Below are 17,281 nucleotides of genomic sequence, written 5' to 3'. Positions count from 1 at the left end.
GGCAGCTGACGCCCCGCGCCCGTCCGCGTCCGGGGGCGGCTGATCTCCGCCGCTCACCCCGGCGCCCCAGCCGCTCGCTCCGGCGCCCGACCCGGCGCCCGACCCGGCGCCTGACCCGGCGTCTGACCCGGCTCTCACCTCGGAAAACGGGGACCGGGCGGCCGCAACTGACCCCAGGTTGTGCGGCTGTCCCATGCGCTACGGCATATGCGTCCGGCGGGTTCCAACACCCGCCGGACGCTTTTGTTTTGAACAGTTGAACCGTGCGGCCCTCGGGAGGATGGAAACCCGGCGAAGTTGGGTAAAAGCGCTGTGGGCCGCGGGCATCTCATGATTTCGTATCCCCCCGGACCCCCACGTGGGCACGAGCCGGCGAGCGAAGCTCCCTCGGTCCCCTCTCCGGGGCGAGCCGGCCCACCCGTCATCCATTGCGCGATCACCCCTGCCTGCTTTTGCGGAGCCGACCCATGCTCACCACTCTCAAGACTGCCTATACCGATACCCGTGCCGCCGATCTGGCCTGGGCCCTGGGCCGGGAGCCGTTGCCCGCCCTCGCCGAACTGAAGCTCCAACTCGGATACGTCACGCTGCAGTTGAGACTGCTCGGCGCCTCCCACCAGGTACTCGCCGAAGACGATCACGGACAGTGCTCGGAGACCGTGGCCTGCATGTCGGGAAGTGCCACGCCCCTGCCCCTCGGCATCGACAAACGCATCGGGGACTGGGAGTACGAGTTCGCGGCGCATGTCGAGACGCATTCCGAGGAGTCCTTCGCCGCGCGCGCCCAGGAGTTGCTCGCCCTCGTCGCCGACCATCCGTACGGCCTCGCCGGGACCTTCCCCGGCAGCCCGTACGCGTTCACCGCTCTGCTGGCGCACTGCCGCGAGGGACGGCTGGCCTGGCGGACCTGGCACGCCTACCCCCAGGAGGGCACGATCGTCGCCACACGGACGCGGATCGGCACACAGGGCTCACGGGGCACGCGCGGAGACAAGCCCGCGCCCCCTTGAAAGCGCGCAAGCCGCGCAGAACCCCCATCGCACCCGTGTGGGTGACAGGTCCGCAGAAATGCCTGACGTACCGTTCCCGGCATGATTGATCCGCCCGTGGCCCGCGTCTCGCGTGCGGCCGCGCCGCGGGAGCAGCCGGCCCCGGTGGAACTCCCCGTTCCGGAGGGCCTCGGCCGCTTCCTGGTCCTGGCGGCGGTGTTCGTGTGCGCGGCCTGCGGGTTGGTCTATGAGCTCGAACTCGTCGCCCTCGCCTCGTACTTGTCCGGTGACTCCGTCACCCAGGCGTCCGTCGTGCTGTCCGTGATGGTCTTCGCCATGGGGGTCGGCTCGCTGCTCGCCAAGCGGCTGCGGTGGCGGCCCGTCGTCGGGTTCGGCGTCATCGAGGCCGTACTCGCGCTGGTCGGCGGCTCGTCGGCGATGGCGCTGTACGCGGCGTTCGCCTGGTTCGGCCACTCCCGCGCGGTTCTCGTTGCCTTCTCCGCGACGATCGGGGTGCTGATCGGGGCCGAAGTGCCACTGCTGATGACGCTCATTCAGCGCATCAGGAAGCAGGACGCGGGCGGCGCGGTCGCCGACCTGTTCGCCGCGGACTACGTCGGGGCGCTCGTCGGCGGACTCGCCTTCCCCTTCCTGCTGCTGCCGTGCCTGGGGCAACCGCGCGGCGCGCTGCTGACCGGCGCGGTGAACGCTGTGGCGGGCGGGGTGACGGTGCTGTGGCTGTTCCGGCGCGAACTGACCCCACGGTCACGGTGGTTGCTCGTGGGCGTCAATGTGCTGGTGCTTGCCCTGCTCGCGGGCGGCACCCTCCTGGTCGAGCCGTTCGAACGGGCGGCGCGCCGAGCGGTCTACGGGACGGATGTACGGGTGGCCGTACGGACCGGTACGAACGAGGTCGTCGTCACGGGAGAAGCGGGGCCCGGCAGAGGCGGAAGCGCGCAGAACCCCGGCCATCCGGACGGGGCCGGCGGGGCGGACGTCAACCACGATGCGGGCGTCAACCACGATGCGGGACAGCGCAGTTCGGTGACCGGGCCCGGCGGCCGGCCCGCGGCGTCGTTGTCCCTCTACCTCGACGGGCGGCTGCGGGTCAGCGGCCGGGACGCGTTCCGCTACGACGAGGCACTGGTCCACCCGGCCATGGCCGGGCCGCACCGCCACGTCCTGATGCTGGGCGGAGGCGACGGGCTCGCGCTGCGCGAGGTACTGCGTCACCCCGGTGTCGTGTCGGTGACGCTCGTCGAACCCGACCCGCATGTCGTGCGGCTGGCCCGCACGGACCCCGTGCTGTCCGCCCTGAACCGGGACGCCCTCGGCGACCGGCGGGTACGGGTGGTGCGGGCCGACCCGTTCGACTGGCTGCGGGGGGCGGTGCGGACCTGCGGCCCGTACGACGTCGTCCTCTCCGATCTGCCCGACCCCGACATCACCGCGAGCACCAAGCTGTACTCGCTGGAGTTCTACGGTCTCGTCCGCCGCGTCATGACCCCGGACGGGAGGTTCGCCGTCCACGCGGGGGCGCTGTCGGTCCGGCCGCAGCAGTTCTGGACCGTGGACGCGACGCTGCGCGCCGCCGGACTGCGGACGGCGGCCTACCGGGTCGGCGGGCGGCTCCCGGCTCTCTCCCGGGGGCCGGACCGTGTGTCCCGGAGCGCGCACCAGCCGCGGGACTGGGGGTTCGTGCTCGCCTCGGCCCATCGCAGGCCCGTGCCACTGGAGTTGCCCGCCGACGGGCCCCGGCTGCGCTCGCTGACGCCCGGGGCGCTGCGGGCCGCCGGCCGGGCCGCCGAGCGCGAGCGGGTGACCGGACTGCCCGCGTCCACGCTGATGCACCCGCGCTACCTCGACTGACGGTCCGTCGGGTGTAGAAACGGGTTCCATGCGACACATGCCAGCAATCCGGACTTCTGCCCGCTTTCGCGCCGGCGCGATCGCACTGACGGCAGCGGCCCTCCTCACCGGCTGCGGGAACCCGTCCTCCTCCGACTCCCGTGCCGATTCCGCCCCGCGCGCCTGGGACCGCGACAAGGACCGTGCCCCGAGCACGATGCCGGCTCCCGCGTCCACTCCGGAGTCGGTCGAGAACGCCCTGCGCGCGCTGAACACCGCCGATGTGTCCGTGCCCCGCGGTGCGTCCTTCCAGCTCGAGGGTGAGCGCGATGCGCGGGGCGCCCGGATCTGGGAGATCGTCGTCGCGTCGAAGGGCAAGGACCAGAACAACGACGACTACATGGACGAGTACGACGTCACCGTCTCCGGTGACGGTTCCGAGCTCCTCTCCCGTCACCGGGACATGACGCCGGACGACGACGTCGCCAGGTTGCGCTTCTCCAAGACGACCGCCCAGCAGGCCGTACGTCTGGCCTACGCGTACCGGCCCTCCGAGCTGGACTCCCTCGAGATCGACACCCGTGACGACGGCCGGATCGTCTGGGAGGTCACCCAGACCGCTCCCGGCGCGGCCGACGACGACGAAGGGCGCGTGGTGCTTCTCAACGCGACCACGGGGAACGTGCTGACGCCCGGGTCGGACGACTGAGGCGGGAGGGCGTGCGAACCGGTCGGACGCGCGGCGCGACGGCCTGGACGGGCCGGGCTCCGCGGAGTGGGCGGCGTACGCGCGGCCGGGCCGCACGTCGTTTGCGGGCCGAGCGCGACGTCGTATGCGGGGCATGGTGCCGGGGCCGACGCGGGCGGTGCGCCGGGCGGATGGCGGTCCGATGCGAGCGGATGTCGGTCCGATGAGGGTGCCTCACGGGAATGGCTGGGTAGGCTCGGTCTCCATGGAGCATGAGGTGTTCGTTCCGTTCTCCGTCGGCACCGTGCGGCAGGCGCTGGCCGACCCCGCGCGCGTCTCACGCTGTATCCCGGGGTTCCAGAGTGACGCCGAGGATGCGCAGGGGACGCATGACGCCCCGGGGGGTCCCCTGGAGTTCGCGGGCCGGCTCAGACTGCGCATCGGCCACTCGACCATCACCTATCGCGGCCGTCTCCGTGTCAGCGAGCAGGACGGCGGCGACCTCGCGGTGGAGGGCGAGGGCACGGAGTCGCGCGGCAGCGGTTCCGTGAAGGTCGCCCTGAACGTACGGCTGTCGGCGGCGGACGGCGGTTCGCGTCTCGCGTGCACCGGGGCCGTACGGAGCGAGGGCCGTCTGGCCGAGTCCGGCGAATCCGCGGCCACCGCGGCCGGGCTCCGTCTCCTGGACCGTTTCGCCGCGGAACTGAGCTCGGGCCTCGAATCGTCGCCGATCGGTACCAGCGACCCCGGCGACGACAACCAGCGCGTCATCCCCGGCATCCCGTCACCGGAGAAGCCGGAGAAGGCCCGCCGCGGCGAGCGGCAGACGGAGAAGCCCGCGGACGCGCCGGGCTCGCAGGAGGCCGACTCGGAGAAGGCGCCGAAGAAGGGGGACGGCGCGGGCGACACCGGACCGGATTCCCCGCAGGAGACGCCGTCGGTCTTCGAGACCGAGGTGCCGCCCCCGTCGCTGGACCCGCTCTCCGACTCCGGCGACGAGCAGGACGCGGAGGACGGCGATGAGGCGGCGCGTGCCCTGCAGGACGACCTGGACGACGAGTTCGACGAGGCAGGCGACGACGGGGTCGGCACCGAGCCGCCGGCCGAGGCAGCGCACGCACGCCGCACCATGATCGGCCGCAGCGCGGAGGAGGTCGACCACGCGCCCCCGCGCGGCCGGTACGCCCCGGTCCCCGCACCCGAGTCCGCCGTGACCTCGGTCTCCCTGCGCTGGGCCGCACCGGCCGCCGCCGCCCTCGTCGCCTCCGCGGTCGTCGTCAGCCGGATCCTTCGCCGCCGTCGCTGAAGCGGGGTCCGGCCCCGGGGCCGCCGGGCACGCGCCCGCACTTCGGCGACGACGGGCGGACACCGGTTCCCCTCCGTCGCCATCCGGGGGCGAGGCTCTAGGGTCGGGGATGTGACGACCCACGACACCACGGAATCCGGCCCGGGCATCCGACTCGAGGCCGGCGACGCCGAGTTGACCCTGCTCCCCGCCCTCGGCTGCCGCATCGGCTCGCTGCGCGTCGGCGGTACGGAGCTGCTGCGGCAGGGCGCCAAGTACGGCACGTTCCCGATGGTGCCCTGGTGCGGCCGGGTCGACCACGGCCGCTTCCGCGACGGGGCCGAGATGCGCCAACTCCCCATCAACAACCCGCCGCACGCGATCCACGGCACGGGCCGGGACACCGTCTGGCGTACGGCGCGTACGGACAAGACCGCCGCCGTCTGCACGTACGACCTGGCCGACCCCTGGCCGTACCAGGGCCGCGTCACGCAGCTCGTGGAGCTCGCCGAGGACTCCGTCACCCTCACCATGGGGGTCGAGACGATCGGCGACTCCTTCCCCGCGCAGGCCGGCTGGCACCCGTGGTTCCTGCGCAACCTCGGTGACGGCGGCGCGGACGCCGAGGTCTCCTTCGCGCCCGAGTGGCAGGAGGAGCGCGGGGAGGACCATCTGCCGACCGGCCGCCGCATCCCCCCGCAGCCCCGTCCCTGGGACGACTGCTTCGGCATGCCGGACGGCGTGGACGTCACGCTGACCTGGCCGGGGCAGCTCGAACTGCGGGTCACCAGCCGCGCCGAGTGGGTCGTGCTCTACGACGAGCAGCCCGAGGCCGTGTGCGTCGAGCCGCAGTCAGGGCCGCCCAACGGCCTGAACACGCTGCCGCAGCTGGTCACGCCCGTCGAACCGCTGGAGATCTCCACCACTTGGACCTGGCGCAGGCTGTGACCGGCGACCGCTTAGGCTCGTGGACATGAGCGATGCGCGTGACGCCCTGCTGGAGCAGATCAAGAACAAGGCCGTGGTCCACGGCAAGGTGACCCTCTCGTCCGGCCTGGAGGCCGACTACTACATCGACCTCCGTCGCATCACCCTGGACGCGGAGGCGGCCCCGCTCGTCGGTCAGGTGATGCTGGACACCACCGCCGGCCTGGACTACGACGCCGTGGGCGGGCTGACGCTGGGCGCCGACCCGGTGGCCACCTCGATGCTGCACGCCGCTGCGGCGCGCGGCCGCAAGCTCGACGCCTTCGTCGTACGGAAGGCGCAGAAGACGCACGGCATGCAGCGCCGTATCGAGGGGCCGGACATCGCGGGACGACGGGTCCTGATCGTCGAGGACACCTCCACGACCGGTGGCTCGCCGCTCACCGCGGTCGAGGCCGCGCGTGAGGCTGGTGCCGAGGTCGTCGCGGTCGCGGTGATCGTCGAGCGGGGTGCCGCGTCCGCGATCGCGCAGGCCGGACTGCCGTACGTCCCGGCCTACGGGCTGACCGATCTGGACCTCGACTAGGCCTTTCTTGCCGGCCGGTCACCGCTCCGACCTGCGGATTCACCGAGGGGTGGAGAGTTTCACGTGAAACTCTCCACCCCTCGCCGCTGTCACCGGAAGGGCCAGGGGTACGGGTCGGGTGGACCATACGTCCGCGTCTGGGAAGATGGGCCCCGACGATGACGTCGCCCCCTAGGTCAGGGCCCTTTCCGAGAACCCGCACATCACAAGGAGCGGACAGATGCCCATCGCAACCCCCGAGGTCTACAACGAGATGCTCGACCGGGCGAAGGCAGGCAAGTTCGCCTACCCGGCCATCAACGTGACCTCGACGCAGACCCTCCACGCGGCGCTCCGCGGCTTCGCCGAGGCGGAGAGCGACGGCATCGTCCAGATTTCCACGGGCGGCGCCGAGTTCCTGGGCGGCCAGTTCAGCAAGGACATGGTGACCGGCGCCGTCGCGCTGGCCGAGTTCGCGCACATCGTCGCCGAGAAGTACCCGGTGAACATCGCGCTGCACACCGACCACTGCCCCAAGGACAAGCTCGACGGGTACGTGCGTCCGCTGCTCGCCGTCTCGCAGAAGCGGGTGGCCGCCGGGCAGAACCCGCTGTTCCAGTCGCACATGTGGGACGGCTCCGCCGAGACGCTGGACGAGAACCTCGCCATCGCCCAGGAACTGCTCGCCGAGGCCGTCAAGGCCAAGATCATCCTTGAGGTCGAGATCACCCCGACCGGCGGCGAGGAGGACGGTGTCTCGCACGAGATCAACGACGAGCTCTACACCACCGTCTCCGACGTGGAGCGCACCGCCGAGGCGCTCGGCCTGGGCGACAAGGGCCGCTACCTGCTGGCCGCCTCGTTCGGCAACGTCCACGGCGTCTACAAGCCGGGCAACGTCGTGCTCCGCCCCGACCTGCTGCGCCAGCTCCAGGACGGCGTCGCCGCGAAGCACGGCAAGCAGGACCCGTTCGACTTCGTCTTCCACGGCGGCTCCGGCTCCACGGAGGAGGAGATCCTCACGGCGCTGGAGAACGGCGTGGTGAAGATGAACCTCGACACGGACACCCAGTACGCCTTCACCCGCCCCGTCGCGGACCACATGTTCCGCAACTACGACGGCGTGCTGAAGGTCGACGGCGAGGTCGGCAACAAGAAGGCCTACGACCCGCGCAGCTGGGGCAAGGCGGCCGAGAAGAGCATGGGCGAGCGCGTCACGCAGGCGTGCGCGAACCTGCGCTCCACGGGCACCAAGCTGAAGTAGGCGCCCAGGACTCCGTACGACGCCGGGCCCGGCACCTCATACGAGGCGCCGGGCCCGTTCTTGTCCCCCGTCGTGTCCACGCGGGGGCGTGGCCCAGCGGGCGCAGGACCGGGCGGCTGGGGTGGCCGGGGGGTGGGAACGCGAGGATCATCCCCGGTATGAGCGACTCCTCGCGCCGGCCCCCGAGCGAGTCGGGATCGCAGTCGGCGGCGGACGACACGTCGGCGGCGGCCGGTGAGGGGGTGACGGCCGCGTCCGGTGCGGCTGCCGGGAGGATCCGGATCTCCGAGGCCGCCGGGCGCTGGATCGTGCTGACGACCGTGCTCGGCTCCGGGATGGCCCTGCTCGACGGCACGGTCGTCAACGTCGCCCTCCCCCGGATCGGTGAGGACCTGGGCGCCGACCTGGCCGTGCTGCAGTGGACGGTCAACGCGTACATGCTCACGCTCGCCGGGCTGATCCTGCTCGGTGGTGCGCTCGGCGACCGGTTCGGGCGGCGGCGGGTGTTCGTCATCGGCATCGTGTGGTTCGCGCTGGCGTCACTGGCATGCGGGATCGCGCCGAACGCCACCGTGCTGGTGGCCGCGCGGGCCCTCCAGGGCATCGGCGGTGCGCTGCTCACACCGGGATCGCTCGCGCTCATCCAGGCCTCGTTCCATCCGGACGACCGGGCGCGGGCGGTCGGCGCCTGGTCCGGTCTGGGCGGTGTCGCGGCCGCGATCGGGCCGTTCGTCGGCGGCTGGCTGGTCGACGGGCCGGGCTGGCGCTGGGTGTTCCTGCTGAATGTGCCGCTGGCCGCGGTGTGCGTTCCCGTCGCGCTCCGGCACGTGCCGGAGACCCGGGACCCCCACGCCCACGGCCGGTTCGACATCCTCGGCGCCGTGCTCGGTGCGCTGGCCCTGGGAGCCGTGACGTACGCCCTCATCGACGCGCCCGAGCAGGGGGCGTCCCCGGCCATCATCGGCGCGGCCGTCGCCGGGGTGCTGCTGGGCGCGGCGTTCGTACGGCTGGAGCGGCGGCGCCGCGACCCGATGCTTCCGCCGGAGATCTTCTCCTCCCGGCAGTTCACGGCGGTCAACGCGGTGACCTTCTGCGTGTACGCCGCCTTCGGCGGATTCTTCTTCCTCTCCGTGCTGCAGCTGCAGGTCGTCGTCGGCTACTCCGCGCTCGCCGCCGGGACCGCCCTGCTCCCCACGACGCTGATGATGCTGCTGCTCTCCTCGCGCTCCGGGGCGCTGGGCCAGCGCATCGGACCGCGCATCCCGCTCACCGTGGGGCCGCTGCTGTGTGCGACGGGGATGCTGCTGATGTTGCGGGTCGGCCAGGGCGCCTCGTACTGGACGGACATCCTGCCCGCGCTGCTGGCCATGGGATCGGGCATGGTGCTGCTGGTCGCCCCGCTCACCTCGACGGTGCTGGCGTCGGTCGAGGTGGCGCGCGCGGGGCTGGCGAGCGGCGTCAACAACGCGGTGGCGCGCGCGGCCGGGCTGATCGCCGTGGCGGCGCTGCCGCTGCTGGCCGGGACGGGGCCCGAGGCGTACAGGTCGGCGACGGAGTTCGACGCATCCTTCCAGCGGGCGATGCCCATCTGCGCCGGGGTGCTGCTGGTGGGCGCGGTGATCGCGTTGCTGGCGGTGCGGTCCGACGTCCTGGCGCCCGCCGCGGTCGGAGAGCCGCAGCGCTGCCGGGCCCAGTGCCGTACGTACTGCGCCGTCAACTCGCCCCCGCTCGACCCGGGGGAGTCGCGCGGGCCCGGCGAGCCGCGGCGAACCCCGGCCGCGGGGGAGAGCCCGGCGTAGGCCGGCCGCGGGCGACCGCGGCGTCCGACCGCGGGCGCGGCATGCGGGCTGCGGGCGTGGCATGGGCTGCGGGCGCGCGGACGTACGGGCTGCGGGCGCGCGCGTACAAACTGCGGGCGCCGGTGTACGGGCGCGCAGCCTGGGGCGGGCAGGCGTGCGGACGCCCGGATGCGGGCTGCAAGCGCCGGTGCGCAGAGCGTGCGGCCCGAGCGCACGGGCGTGTGGGTGCGCGCGTACGGGCGTCCGGGCGCGGGCCGGATCCGTACGGGAGCCCTCTGCGCCGTCACGCCTCCGGGGTCCACCCTCCGCGCAGGCGTGACTGCGCAGCGAGCACGCGGGCCGGTGCCGCTCGCCGAGGGCGTTCCACGGCGCGAACGCCGGGCTCCACGGACGTCCGGGCGTCCGGCAGACTTGAGGTCATGGCCATTCACGAAAACCTTCTCGGGGGCCCGCCCCCGACCCACCTCCCCGACGACCCCGAGCCGCGCGACATGCTCGCCTCGGGCACCGCGCCCGCCGACGTGGCGGCGAAGTACCCGTCCTCCTCCCTGGCCTGGGCGCAGCTCGCCGACGGCGCCTTCGAGAACGGCCGGGTCGTCGAGTCCTACGCGTACGCCCGTACCGGCTACCACCGCGGGCTCGACGCGCTGCGCCGCAGCGGATGGAAGGGCCACGGCCCGGTGCCGTGGGAGCATGAGCCGAACCGCGGCTTCCTCCGGGCGCTGCACGCCCTCGCCCGCGCCGCTCAGGCGATCGGCGAGCAGGAGGAGTACGAGCGCTGCGCCGGCTTCCTGCGCGAGTCCTCGCCCACCGCGGCCGACACCCTCACCTGATCACCGCAACAGCGCGACCACCGGACCCCGTTGCGCGCACCGGGCCGCCGGGCTGATCAGCGCTGATCACCCCGCGGATCGTCCGCGGATTCCCAGGGCCTGCCCGGGCCGATCGCCCGGGCAGGCCCTTGCCGTACCGCGCGAGGGGCACGGATGATGCTGTGGTCGGCCCGATCCCTGATATCGGCGCCGGCGAGGGGACCGGGGCTCCGATGCCGAGAGGAAGGAGCGGACCGCTACCCGGTAGCACGCACGAGGAGACAGCGATGTCGCACCACCCCAACGCGCCCGGAAGCGGTCCCGAAAGCGGTCCCGAAAGCGGCGCGGACCCCGGTGCCGAGGCCCCGAACCTGGATTTCGCGGGCACGACGCCTTACGAGGACTACGTCCAGGCGGACGTCCTCACCCACCTCCAGCACCCGCTCTCCGACGACCCCGGCGAGATGGTCTTCCTCGTCACCACTCAGGTGATGGAGCTGTGGTTCACCGTCATCGTCCACGAGTGGCAGACGGCCGCCGAGGCGCTGCGCCAGGACGACCTGCCGGTGGCGATGGCCGCCCTGAAGCGCTCCACGTACGAGCTGGAGTCGCTCAACGCCTCCTGGAAGCCGCTGGCGCATCTGACGCCCGCGCAGTTCAACTCCTACCGCAGCGCGCTCGGTGAGGGCTCCGGCTTCCAGTCCGCGATGTACCGGCGGTTGGAGTTCCTGCTCGGCGAGAAGTCCGCGTCGATGCTCGTCCCGCACCGGGGCGCCCCGCGCGTCCATGCCGAGCTGGAGAAGGCGCTGACCGAGCCGAGCCTCTACGACGAGGTGATCCGGCTTCTCGCCCGCCGCGGGTACGGCATCCCGGATGCCGTCCTCGACCGCGACCCAAGCCTGCGCCACGAGCCCTCCCCGGATGTGGAGCGCGCCTGGCAAAAGGTTTATTCAGGCGAGCAGAGCGACGCGCTGGTCCAGCTCGGCGAGGCGCTCACCGAGGTCGCCGAACTGGTCTGGCGCTGGCGCAACGACCATCTCGTCGCCACGCGACGGGCGATGGGCTCCAAGACCGGGACCGGTGGTTCCGCGGGGGTCGCCTGGCTGGAGAAGCGCGCCCAGAAGCATGTCTTCCCCGAGCTGTGGACGGCGCGCAGCCATGTCTGAATCCCTGCGCGGCGCCGCCGCCCTGCACGAGGAACCCTCCCGCGGCGCGCTCGCGGACGAGGCGGCACGCCTGGACGCGGCGGACGAACTGGCCGCGGTGCGCGACCGGTTCGCGCTCGACGACGCCGTCAGCTATCTGGACGGCAACTCGCTGGGCGCGCTGCCGCGTGCCGTGCCCGGACGGATGGCGGATGTCATCGAGCGCGAGTGGGGCCGGCTGCGCATCCGCTCGTGGGAGGAGAGCGGCTGGTGGACCGCGCCCGAGCGGATCGGCGACCGGATCGCCCCGCTCATCGGCGCCGCGTCCGGCCAGGTCGTCGTCGGGGACTCGACGAGCGTCAATGTCTTCAAGGCCGTCGTCGCGGCCGTACGGATCGCCGGTGAGGGGCGTGACGAACTGCTCGTCGACGCCTCGACCTTCCCCACCGACGGCTACATCGCCGAGTCCGCCGCCCGGCTCACCGGCTGCCGCGTACGCGCCGTGGAGCCGGCGGAGGTGCCGGGCGCGGCCGGTCCGCGCACCGCGGCCGCCCTCGTCAACCACGTCGACTACCGCACCGGGCGGCTGAACGACCTGCCCGGCACCACGGCCGCCGTGCACGCGGCGGGGGCGCGGGTGGTGTGGGACCTGTGCCACAGCGCCGGGGCCCTGCCGGTCGGACTCGACGAGCACGGCGTGGACTTCGCGGTCGGCTGCACGTACAAGTACCTCAACGGCGGCCCGGGCGCACCGGCGTATCTGTACGTACGGCGCGAGCTGCAGCCGCAGTTCGATTCGCCGCTGCCCGGCTGGAACTCGCATGCCGACCCCTTCGGCATGGCCGCCTCCTACACCCCGGCCGACGGCTCCCTCCGGGGCCGCGTGGGCACGCCCGACATCCTGTCCATGCTGGCGCTGGAGGCCGCGCTCGAGGTCTGGGACGGTGTCGCGGTCGAGGCGGTGCGCGGCAAGAGCCTGGCGCTGACGGACTTCTTCCTGCGCTGCGTGGGGCACTACGTACCGCTGGGGCGGGTCGAGTCGGTCACGCCGGCGGCGCACGCCGAGCGCGGCAGCCAGATCGCGCTGCGGTGCGCCGGTGCCGGAGCGGTGATGCGGGAGCTCATCGGCAGGGACGTGGTGGGGGACTTCCGCCGCCCCGATGTGCTGCGGTTCGGCTTCACGCCGCTGTACACGTCGTTCGCGGACGCGGAGCGCGCCGCCCGTGTCCTGGCCGAGGTTCTCGAGGCACAGGACGGGGGCGCCGGGCAGGACGGCGGCTCCGGGGCCGGCACCGCTGCTGCCGAGCCGGACGAGGTCTGACGCGTGCCCGGCCCGGACACCCCGGAGTTCCCCGCTCACCCGCCCGTGCAGGGCCGGGTGAGCGGGGAGCCCCGCACCGCCGACAGGGGCCCGAATTGGTCCGCGGACGGTACGGGGGAGAGCCGGAGGGCCGGAGCGGGGGCCGGGCGGAGCGCCGGCCGGCGCGACCCCGAGGCCGTGCTGTCGTACCCGCCCGTGCCCGCCGACGCGACCCTCCCGTACGGCGAACTCCCCGACCAGGTCGTCGACTTCTTCGCACCGCGCGGAGGGGACGGTCAGGCCCCGCTCGTCGTCCTGTTCCACGGCGGCGCGTGGCGCGCTCCGTACGATCGGCAGCACATCTCGCCCCTCGCGGCCCACTTGGCGGTGCACGGTTTCGCCGTGGCATCGGTCGAGTACCGCCGCGGGCATGCGCCGGAACCCGGCGGCGGGGGACGGGAGGCGTCCCCGGAACCCGGGGCGCCCGGCGGCGGGCCCGCGCCGGTGGCCCACCTCGCCGGACGGTGGCCCGAGACGCTCGACGATGTCGCGCTGGCCGTCGACCGCATCCCCACGATGATCGCGGACCTGGCAGCCGCCGATGTCGCGCACGGCCCGTACGCGGACGACCGGGGCACGAGTGGTGGCGCACCCTCCGCGCCCCCGCGCGATGGCGTACAAGCCGCGCCCCCGCGCGATGGCGCGGGCGTCGGCGCCCCGTCCCGCGTCCGTCCGTGGCGCAGCGTCGACACCGGGCGTCCGGTGCTCGCCGGGCACTCCGCGGGCGGGCACCTCGCCCTGTGGGCCGCCGCGCGCCACCGGCAGCGGTCCGGTTCCCGCTGGCACCTGGCCTCGCCTCCCCCCGTCAGCGGCGTCGTCGCCCTCGCACCCATCGCCGACTTCACGACCGCACGGGAGCTGGGGGTGTGCTCCGATGCCGTCGTCCAGTTCCTCGGCGGACCGGCCCCGTACGCGTCCCGGCGCGCGTACGCCGACCCCGCGGCGCTGCTTCCCACCGGCATCCCCACGACGATCGTGCACGGTGCCACTGACACCGTCGTTCCGCAGCAGGTCGCGCGGGCTTTCGCGGCGGAGGCGGAACGGCTGGGGGAGCGGGTGCGGTTCGTGCTCCTCGACGGTGCGGGGCACTTCCCGCTCATCGACCCGTACTGCCCCGAGGCCGGGGCCGTCACCGACGAGATCCGACGCCTCACGGGCTGAACCCGCCCCGTGCGCCCCGCGCCCCGCACGCCCCGTGCCCCCGCACGCCCCGTGCCCCCGTGCGCACACACCCCGCACGCCCCGTGCCCCGGTGCGCCGGCGACCGGACAGCCTCGGCCGCGGACCGGCACGTCATCCTTCAGACGGATGCCGGAAAGTCGGCTGCAACGGTGACGACGCGGGCCCGGGTCATGCGTAGCGTTCTGCGGGTGAACGAGACGACGACACCCCCCGCGTGGACCGAGTCCCGCATAGCCCGGGTCGCCTGGCACGGCCTGCGCGAGGATCTGCTGCGTGCGGCGTGGGCCTTCCGCCCGCTGCCGCCCATCAGTGCCGAACGGATCGCCGCGTGGCCGAGGCTGGAGAGGCGCGGGGGACGCTGGCTGCCCCACGCCGCGATCCTGGTCCTCGCGTTCTTCTTCTTCCTGGCCGACTACTCGGCAGCCACGGGCTGGTCGCCCTGGAGCGATCTGCTCGCCCTGCTCTTCGCGGTCGCGCACACAGCGCCGCTCGTGCTCGTCCTCCTGCGGCCCGTGGGGGCGTGGTGGCTGTCCCTCGCCGTCACCGTCGTGTCCCTCTACCTTCCGGACCTGTCCGGGGAGGCCTACTTCTTGCACGTCGTGGTCATGGTCCTGGTCACCTTCCGGTCCAGGCCACGGGTGGCGATCGAGATGTGGGTGATCTCGGCCCTCGCCATGGGTGTCTTCAGTGCGGTGGGGGACGGCGACAACACCGAGGTGGGCGGCCTCGCCGTCCTGTCCGGCTTCTTCCTCGGCATCGCCGTCGCCCTGCGCGGCTGGTGGCTCGCCCGCGGCCGGGTCGCCGAGCAGGAGACGCTGGTCGCCGACGTACGCGGGCAGCACACGCTGCTGGAGGAGCGCGCCCGTATCGCCCGGGAGCTGCACGACGTCGTCGCGCACCACATGTCGGTGATCGCGATCCAGGCGGAGGCGGCGCCGTACCGGGTGTCCGATCCGCCGGAGGAGCTGACGAAGAGCTTCTCCACCATCCGCGGCAGCGCCGTCGAGGCGCTGGCCGAGCTGCGCCGGGTCCTCGGCGTCCTGCGCTTCGAGAGCCCCGACGGCACGGCCGTCCCGGACGCGCCGCAGCCCGACCTCTCCCGGCTGGACGAACTGGTCGAGGGCGTACGGGCGGTGGGCCTGGACGTCGAGGTCGCGCGGACCGGCGCGACCCGGCCGCTGCCGCAGGGTGTGGAGCTGTCCGCGTACCGGATCATCCAGGAGGCGCTGAGCAACGCCCTGCGCCACGCACCCGGTTCCCAGGTCCGTGTCGAGGTCGCGTACGTCCTCACCGGTATCGGTGTGCGCATCGTCAACACCCGGCCCACCGCCGACGTCCGGCCCTCGCCCGGCCTCGGCCACGGCGTGATGGGCATGCGCGAGCGGGCGTCGATGCTCGGCGGCGAGCTGACCGCGGAGCCCACTGCCGACGGCGGCTTCGAGGTCGCCGCGTTCCTGCCCGTGGGGCAGGCCGACGCCCAGGAGGGGCCCGCATGACGATCCGGGTACTGATCGCGGACGACCAGATGATGGTCCGCGAGGGCTTCTCCGTGCTGCTGGGGGCGCAGCCCGACATCGAGGTGGCCGGCGAGGCCCTCGACGGCCACCAGGCGGTCGCCCAGGTCGCCGAACTGCGCCCGGACGTGGTGCTGATGGACATCCGGATGCCCGGCATGAACGGCCTGGAGGCCACCCGCCGCATCGTCGCCGACCGGGCCGAGGACACCGGGACGCGGGTGCTCATCCTGACGACCTTCGACCTCGACGAGTACGTCTTCGAGGCCTTGCGCGCCGGTGCCTCGGGCTTCCTGCTGAAGGACGCCTCCGCCCGCCAGCTCGCCGACGCCGTACGGGTCGTGGCGGCCGGCGAGGCGCTGCTCGCGCCGACCGTCACCAAGCGGCTGCTGTCGGAGTTCACCCGCCTCGGCGCGCCCAGGGCCCCGCGCATGGACCGCATCGAGGCGCTCACCGAGCGGGAGACGGAGGTGCTGGCGCTGATCGCCCAGGGGTTGTCGAACGGCGAGATCGCCACGCGCCTCATCGTCAGCGAGGCCACGGTGAAGACGCATGTGAGCCGGATTCTGGTCAAACTGTGCCTGCGGGACCGTACGCAGGCGGCCGTCTTCGCGTACGAGATCGGGCTCGTCACCCCGGGCGGGTAGCGTCTCCACATGGATGCAGCGGTCTCATGGTTCGATCCGTGGTCCCCGGTCTTCGTCGCGGATCCCTATCCGGCGTACGCGCGGCTGCGGGCGGCCGGACGCGCGCACTGGTTCGAGCCCAGCAACCAGTGGCTCGTCCCGTACTACGACGATGTGAGCGCGCTGCTGCGCGACCGGCGGCTGGCCCGTACGTACACGCACCGCTTCACCCACGAGGAGTTCGGGCGGACCCCGCCGCCACCGGAGCACGAGCCGTTCCATGTGCTCAACGGATACGGCCTGCTGGAGCTGGAGCCGCCCGACCACACCCGGATCCGGCGCCTGATCTCGAAGGCGTTCACGCCGCGCACGGTGCAGCGGCTGACGCCGACCGTCGAGCGGCTTGCGGGCGAGCTGGCCGACGGGCTGGTCGCCGACGGTGGTGGGGATCTGCTCGCCCGCGTCGCCGAGCCTCTGCCGGTCGCGGTGATCGCGGAGATGCTCGGGGTGCCGCCGGAGGACCGGGGGCTGCTGCGGCCGTGGTCGGCCGACATCGTCGGGATGTTCGAGCTCAACCCGACGGAGGAGACGGCCCGCAGGGCGGTCCGGGCGTCGGTCGAGTTCACCGCCTACCTCCACGACGTGATCGCCCAGCGGCGCAAGTCCCCGGGCGAGGACCTGATCAGCGCGCTGATCGGCGCGCACGACGCGGAGGACCGGCTCAGCGAGCAGGAGATGATCTCCACCTGTGTCCTGCTGCTCAATGCCGGCCACGAGGCGACCGTCAACACCACCGCCAACGGCTGGCTGACGCTGTTCCGCCACCCCGAACAGCTCGCCGCTCTCCGCGCCGCGCCGGACGTGATACTCCCGCGCGCCGTCGAGGAGTTGATGCGGTACGACACCCCGTTGCAGATGTTCGAGCGCTGGGTCATGGACGACATCGAGCTCGGCGGTGAGGTCATCCCGCGCGGCGCGGAGGTCGCTCTGCTCTTCGGCTCCGCGAACCGCGACCCCGCCCGGTTCACCGAGCCCGACCGGCTCGACCTGACCCGCGAGGACAACCCGCACATCACCTTCGGGGGCGGGATCCACTACTGCCTGGGCGCGCCGCTGGCCCGTATCGAACTCGCCGCGTCCTTCGGGGCGTTGCTGGAGCGGGCGCCGCGGCTGCGGCTCGTGGCGGAGCCGGAGTGGAAGCCGGGCTATGTGATCCGCGGCCTGGAGGAACTGATGGTGGAGGTCTGAGGCGATGGTCCTCCCGCCGTGCGGAGGGC

Annotated in this window: 15 protein-coding genes; all 15 read left to right on the top strand. The window is 73.0% G+C overall.

Annotation, left to right across the window (positions count from 1 at the left end; genetic code table 11):
* Positions 1-467 precede the first annotated feature (467 nt).
* The 15 genes from ACGFNH_RS20900 (at position 468) to ACGFNH_RS20830 (ending at position 17,252) form a co-directional block, all read left to right on the top strand.
* Positions 468-1,010: a DUF2617 family protein gene (locus tag ACGFNH_RS20900; RefSeq protein ID WP_393655786.1), complete on the top strand. Its 543-nt coding sequence runs from the start codon at positions 468-470 to the stop codon at positions 1,008-1,010.
* A gap of 81 nt (positions 1,011-1,091) precedes the next feature.
* Positions 1,092-2,858: a spermidine synthase gene (locus ACGFNH_RS20895; protein ID WP_393655784.1), complete on the top strand. Its 1,767-nt coding sequence runs from the start codon at positions 1,092-1,094 to the stop codon at positions 2,856-2,858.
* 37 nt (positions 2,859-2,895) lie between these two features.
* On the top strand, positions 2,896-3,546 hold the full coding sequence (locus tag ACGFNH_RS20890; RefSeq protein WP_393655782.1) for a PepSY domain-containing protein: 651 nt from the start codon (positions 2,896-2,898) through the stop codon (positions 3,544-3,546).
* A 244-nt stretch (positions 3,547-3,790) separates the two neighbouring features.
* Positions 3,791-4,831, top strand: coding sequence for an SRPBCC domain-containing protein (locus ACGFNH_RS20885; RefSeq protein ID WP_393655780.1), 1,041 nt, complete (start codon positions 3,791-3,793; stop codon positions 4,829-4,831).
* Between the two features lie 111 nt (positions 4,832-4,942).
* Positions 4,943-5,758 carry an aldose 1-epimerase gene (locus tag ACGFNH_RS20880; RefSeq protein WP_393655778.1) on the top strand — a complete coding sequence of 272 codons (816 nt, stop codon included), beginning with the start codon at positions 4,943-4,945 and terminating at the stop codon, positions 5,756-5,758.
* A 25-nt stretch (positions 5,759-5,783) separates the two neighbouring features.
* Entirely contained in the window at positions 5,784-6,323 is a 540-nt protein-coding gene (pyrE, locus tag ACGFNH_RS20875; RefSeq protein WP_393655776.1) for an orotate phosphoribosyltransferase, read from the top strand.
* Positions 6,324-6,543: 220 nt separating this feature from the next.
* Positions 6,544-7,566, top strand: coding sequence for a class II fructose-bisphosphate aldolase (gene fbaA / locus ACGFNH_RS20870; protein ID WP_393655774.1), 1,023 nt, complete (start codon positions 6,544-6,546; stop codon positions 7,564-7,566).
* Between the two features lie 158 nt (positions 7,567-7,724).
* On the top strand, positions 7,725-9,365 hold the full coding sequence (locus ACGFNH_RS20865; RefSeq protein ID WP_393655772.1) for an MFS transporter: 1,641 nt from the start codon (positions 7,725-7,727) through the stop codon (positions 9,363-9,365).
* Positions 9,366-9,784: 419 nt separating this feature from the next.
* Complete coding sequence (locus ACGFNH_RS20860; protein WP_393655770.1) at positions 9,785-10,198, top strand: DUF3151 domain-containing protein; 414 nt, start codon at positions 9,785-9,787, stop codon at positions 10,196-10,198.
* A gap of 266 nt (positions 10,199-10,464) precedes the next feature.
* Entirely contained in the window at positions 10,465-11,343 is an 879-nt protein-coding gene (locus ACGFNH_RS20855; protein ID WP_393655768.1) for a tryptophan 2,3-dioxygenase family protein, read from the top strand.
* Entirely contained in the window at positions 11,336-12,643 is a 1,308-nt protein-coding gene (gene kynU / locus ACGFNH_RS20850) for a kynureninase (protein ID WP_393655767.1), read from the top strand. The genes ACGFNH_RS20855 and kynU overlap by 8 nt, the downstream gene beginning before the upstream one ends.
* 195 nt (positions 12,644-12,838) lie before the next feature.
* The gene (locus tag ACGFNH_RS20845; RefSeq protein ID WP_393656152.1) at positions 12,839-13,843 is read left to right on the top strand and encodes an alpha/beta hydrolase; all 1,005 of its coding nucleotides are present in this window, start codon (positions 12,839-12,841) and stop codon (positions 13,841-13,843) included.
* A gap of 209 nt (positions 13,844-14,052) precedes the next feature.
* Positions 14,053-15,360, top strand: coding sequence for a sensor histidine kinase (locus tag ACGFNH_RS20840; protein WP_393655765.1), 1,308 nt, complete (start codon positions 14,053-14,055; stop codon positions 15,358-15,360).
* The gene (locus tag ACGFNH_RS20835) at positions 15,357-16,025 is read left to right on the top strand and encodes a response regulator (RefSeq protein WP_393655763.1); all 669 of its coding nucleotides are present in this window, start codon (positions 15,357-15,359) and stop codon (positions 16,023-16,025) included. The genes ACGFNH_RS20840 and ACGFNH_RS20835 overlap by 4 nt, the downstream gene beginning before the upstream one ends.
* Before the next feature lie 9 nt (positions 16,026-16,034).
* The gene (locus ACGFNH_RS20830) at positions 16,035-17,252 is read left to right on the top strand and encodes a cytochrome P450 (protein WP_393655761.1); all 1,218 of its coding nucleotides are present in this window, start codon (positions 16,035-16,037) and stop codon (positions 17,250-17,252) included.
* Positions 17,253-17,281: the final 29 nt, after the last annotated feature.

The organism is Streptomyces sp. NPDC048639 (assembly GCF_043199075.1).
GTDB lineage: Bacteria > Actinomycetota > Actinomycetes > Streptomycetales > Streptomycetaceae > Streptomyces.
The sequence above is the reverse complement of the archived record's forward strand: the minus strand, read 5'-3'. Positions and strand labels throughout refer to the sequence as shown.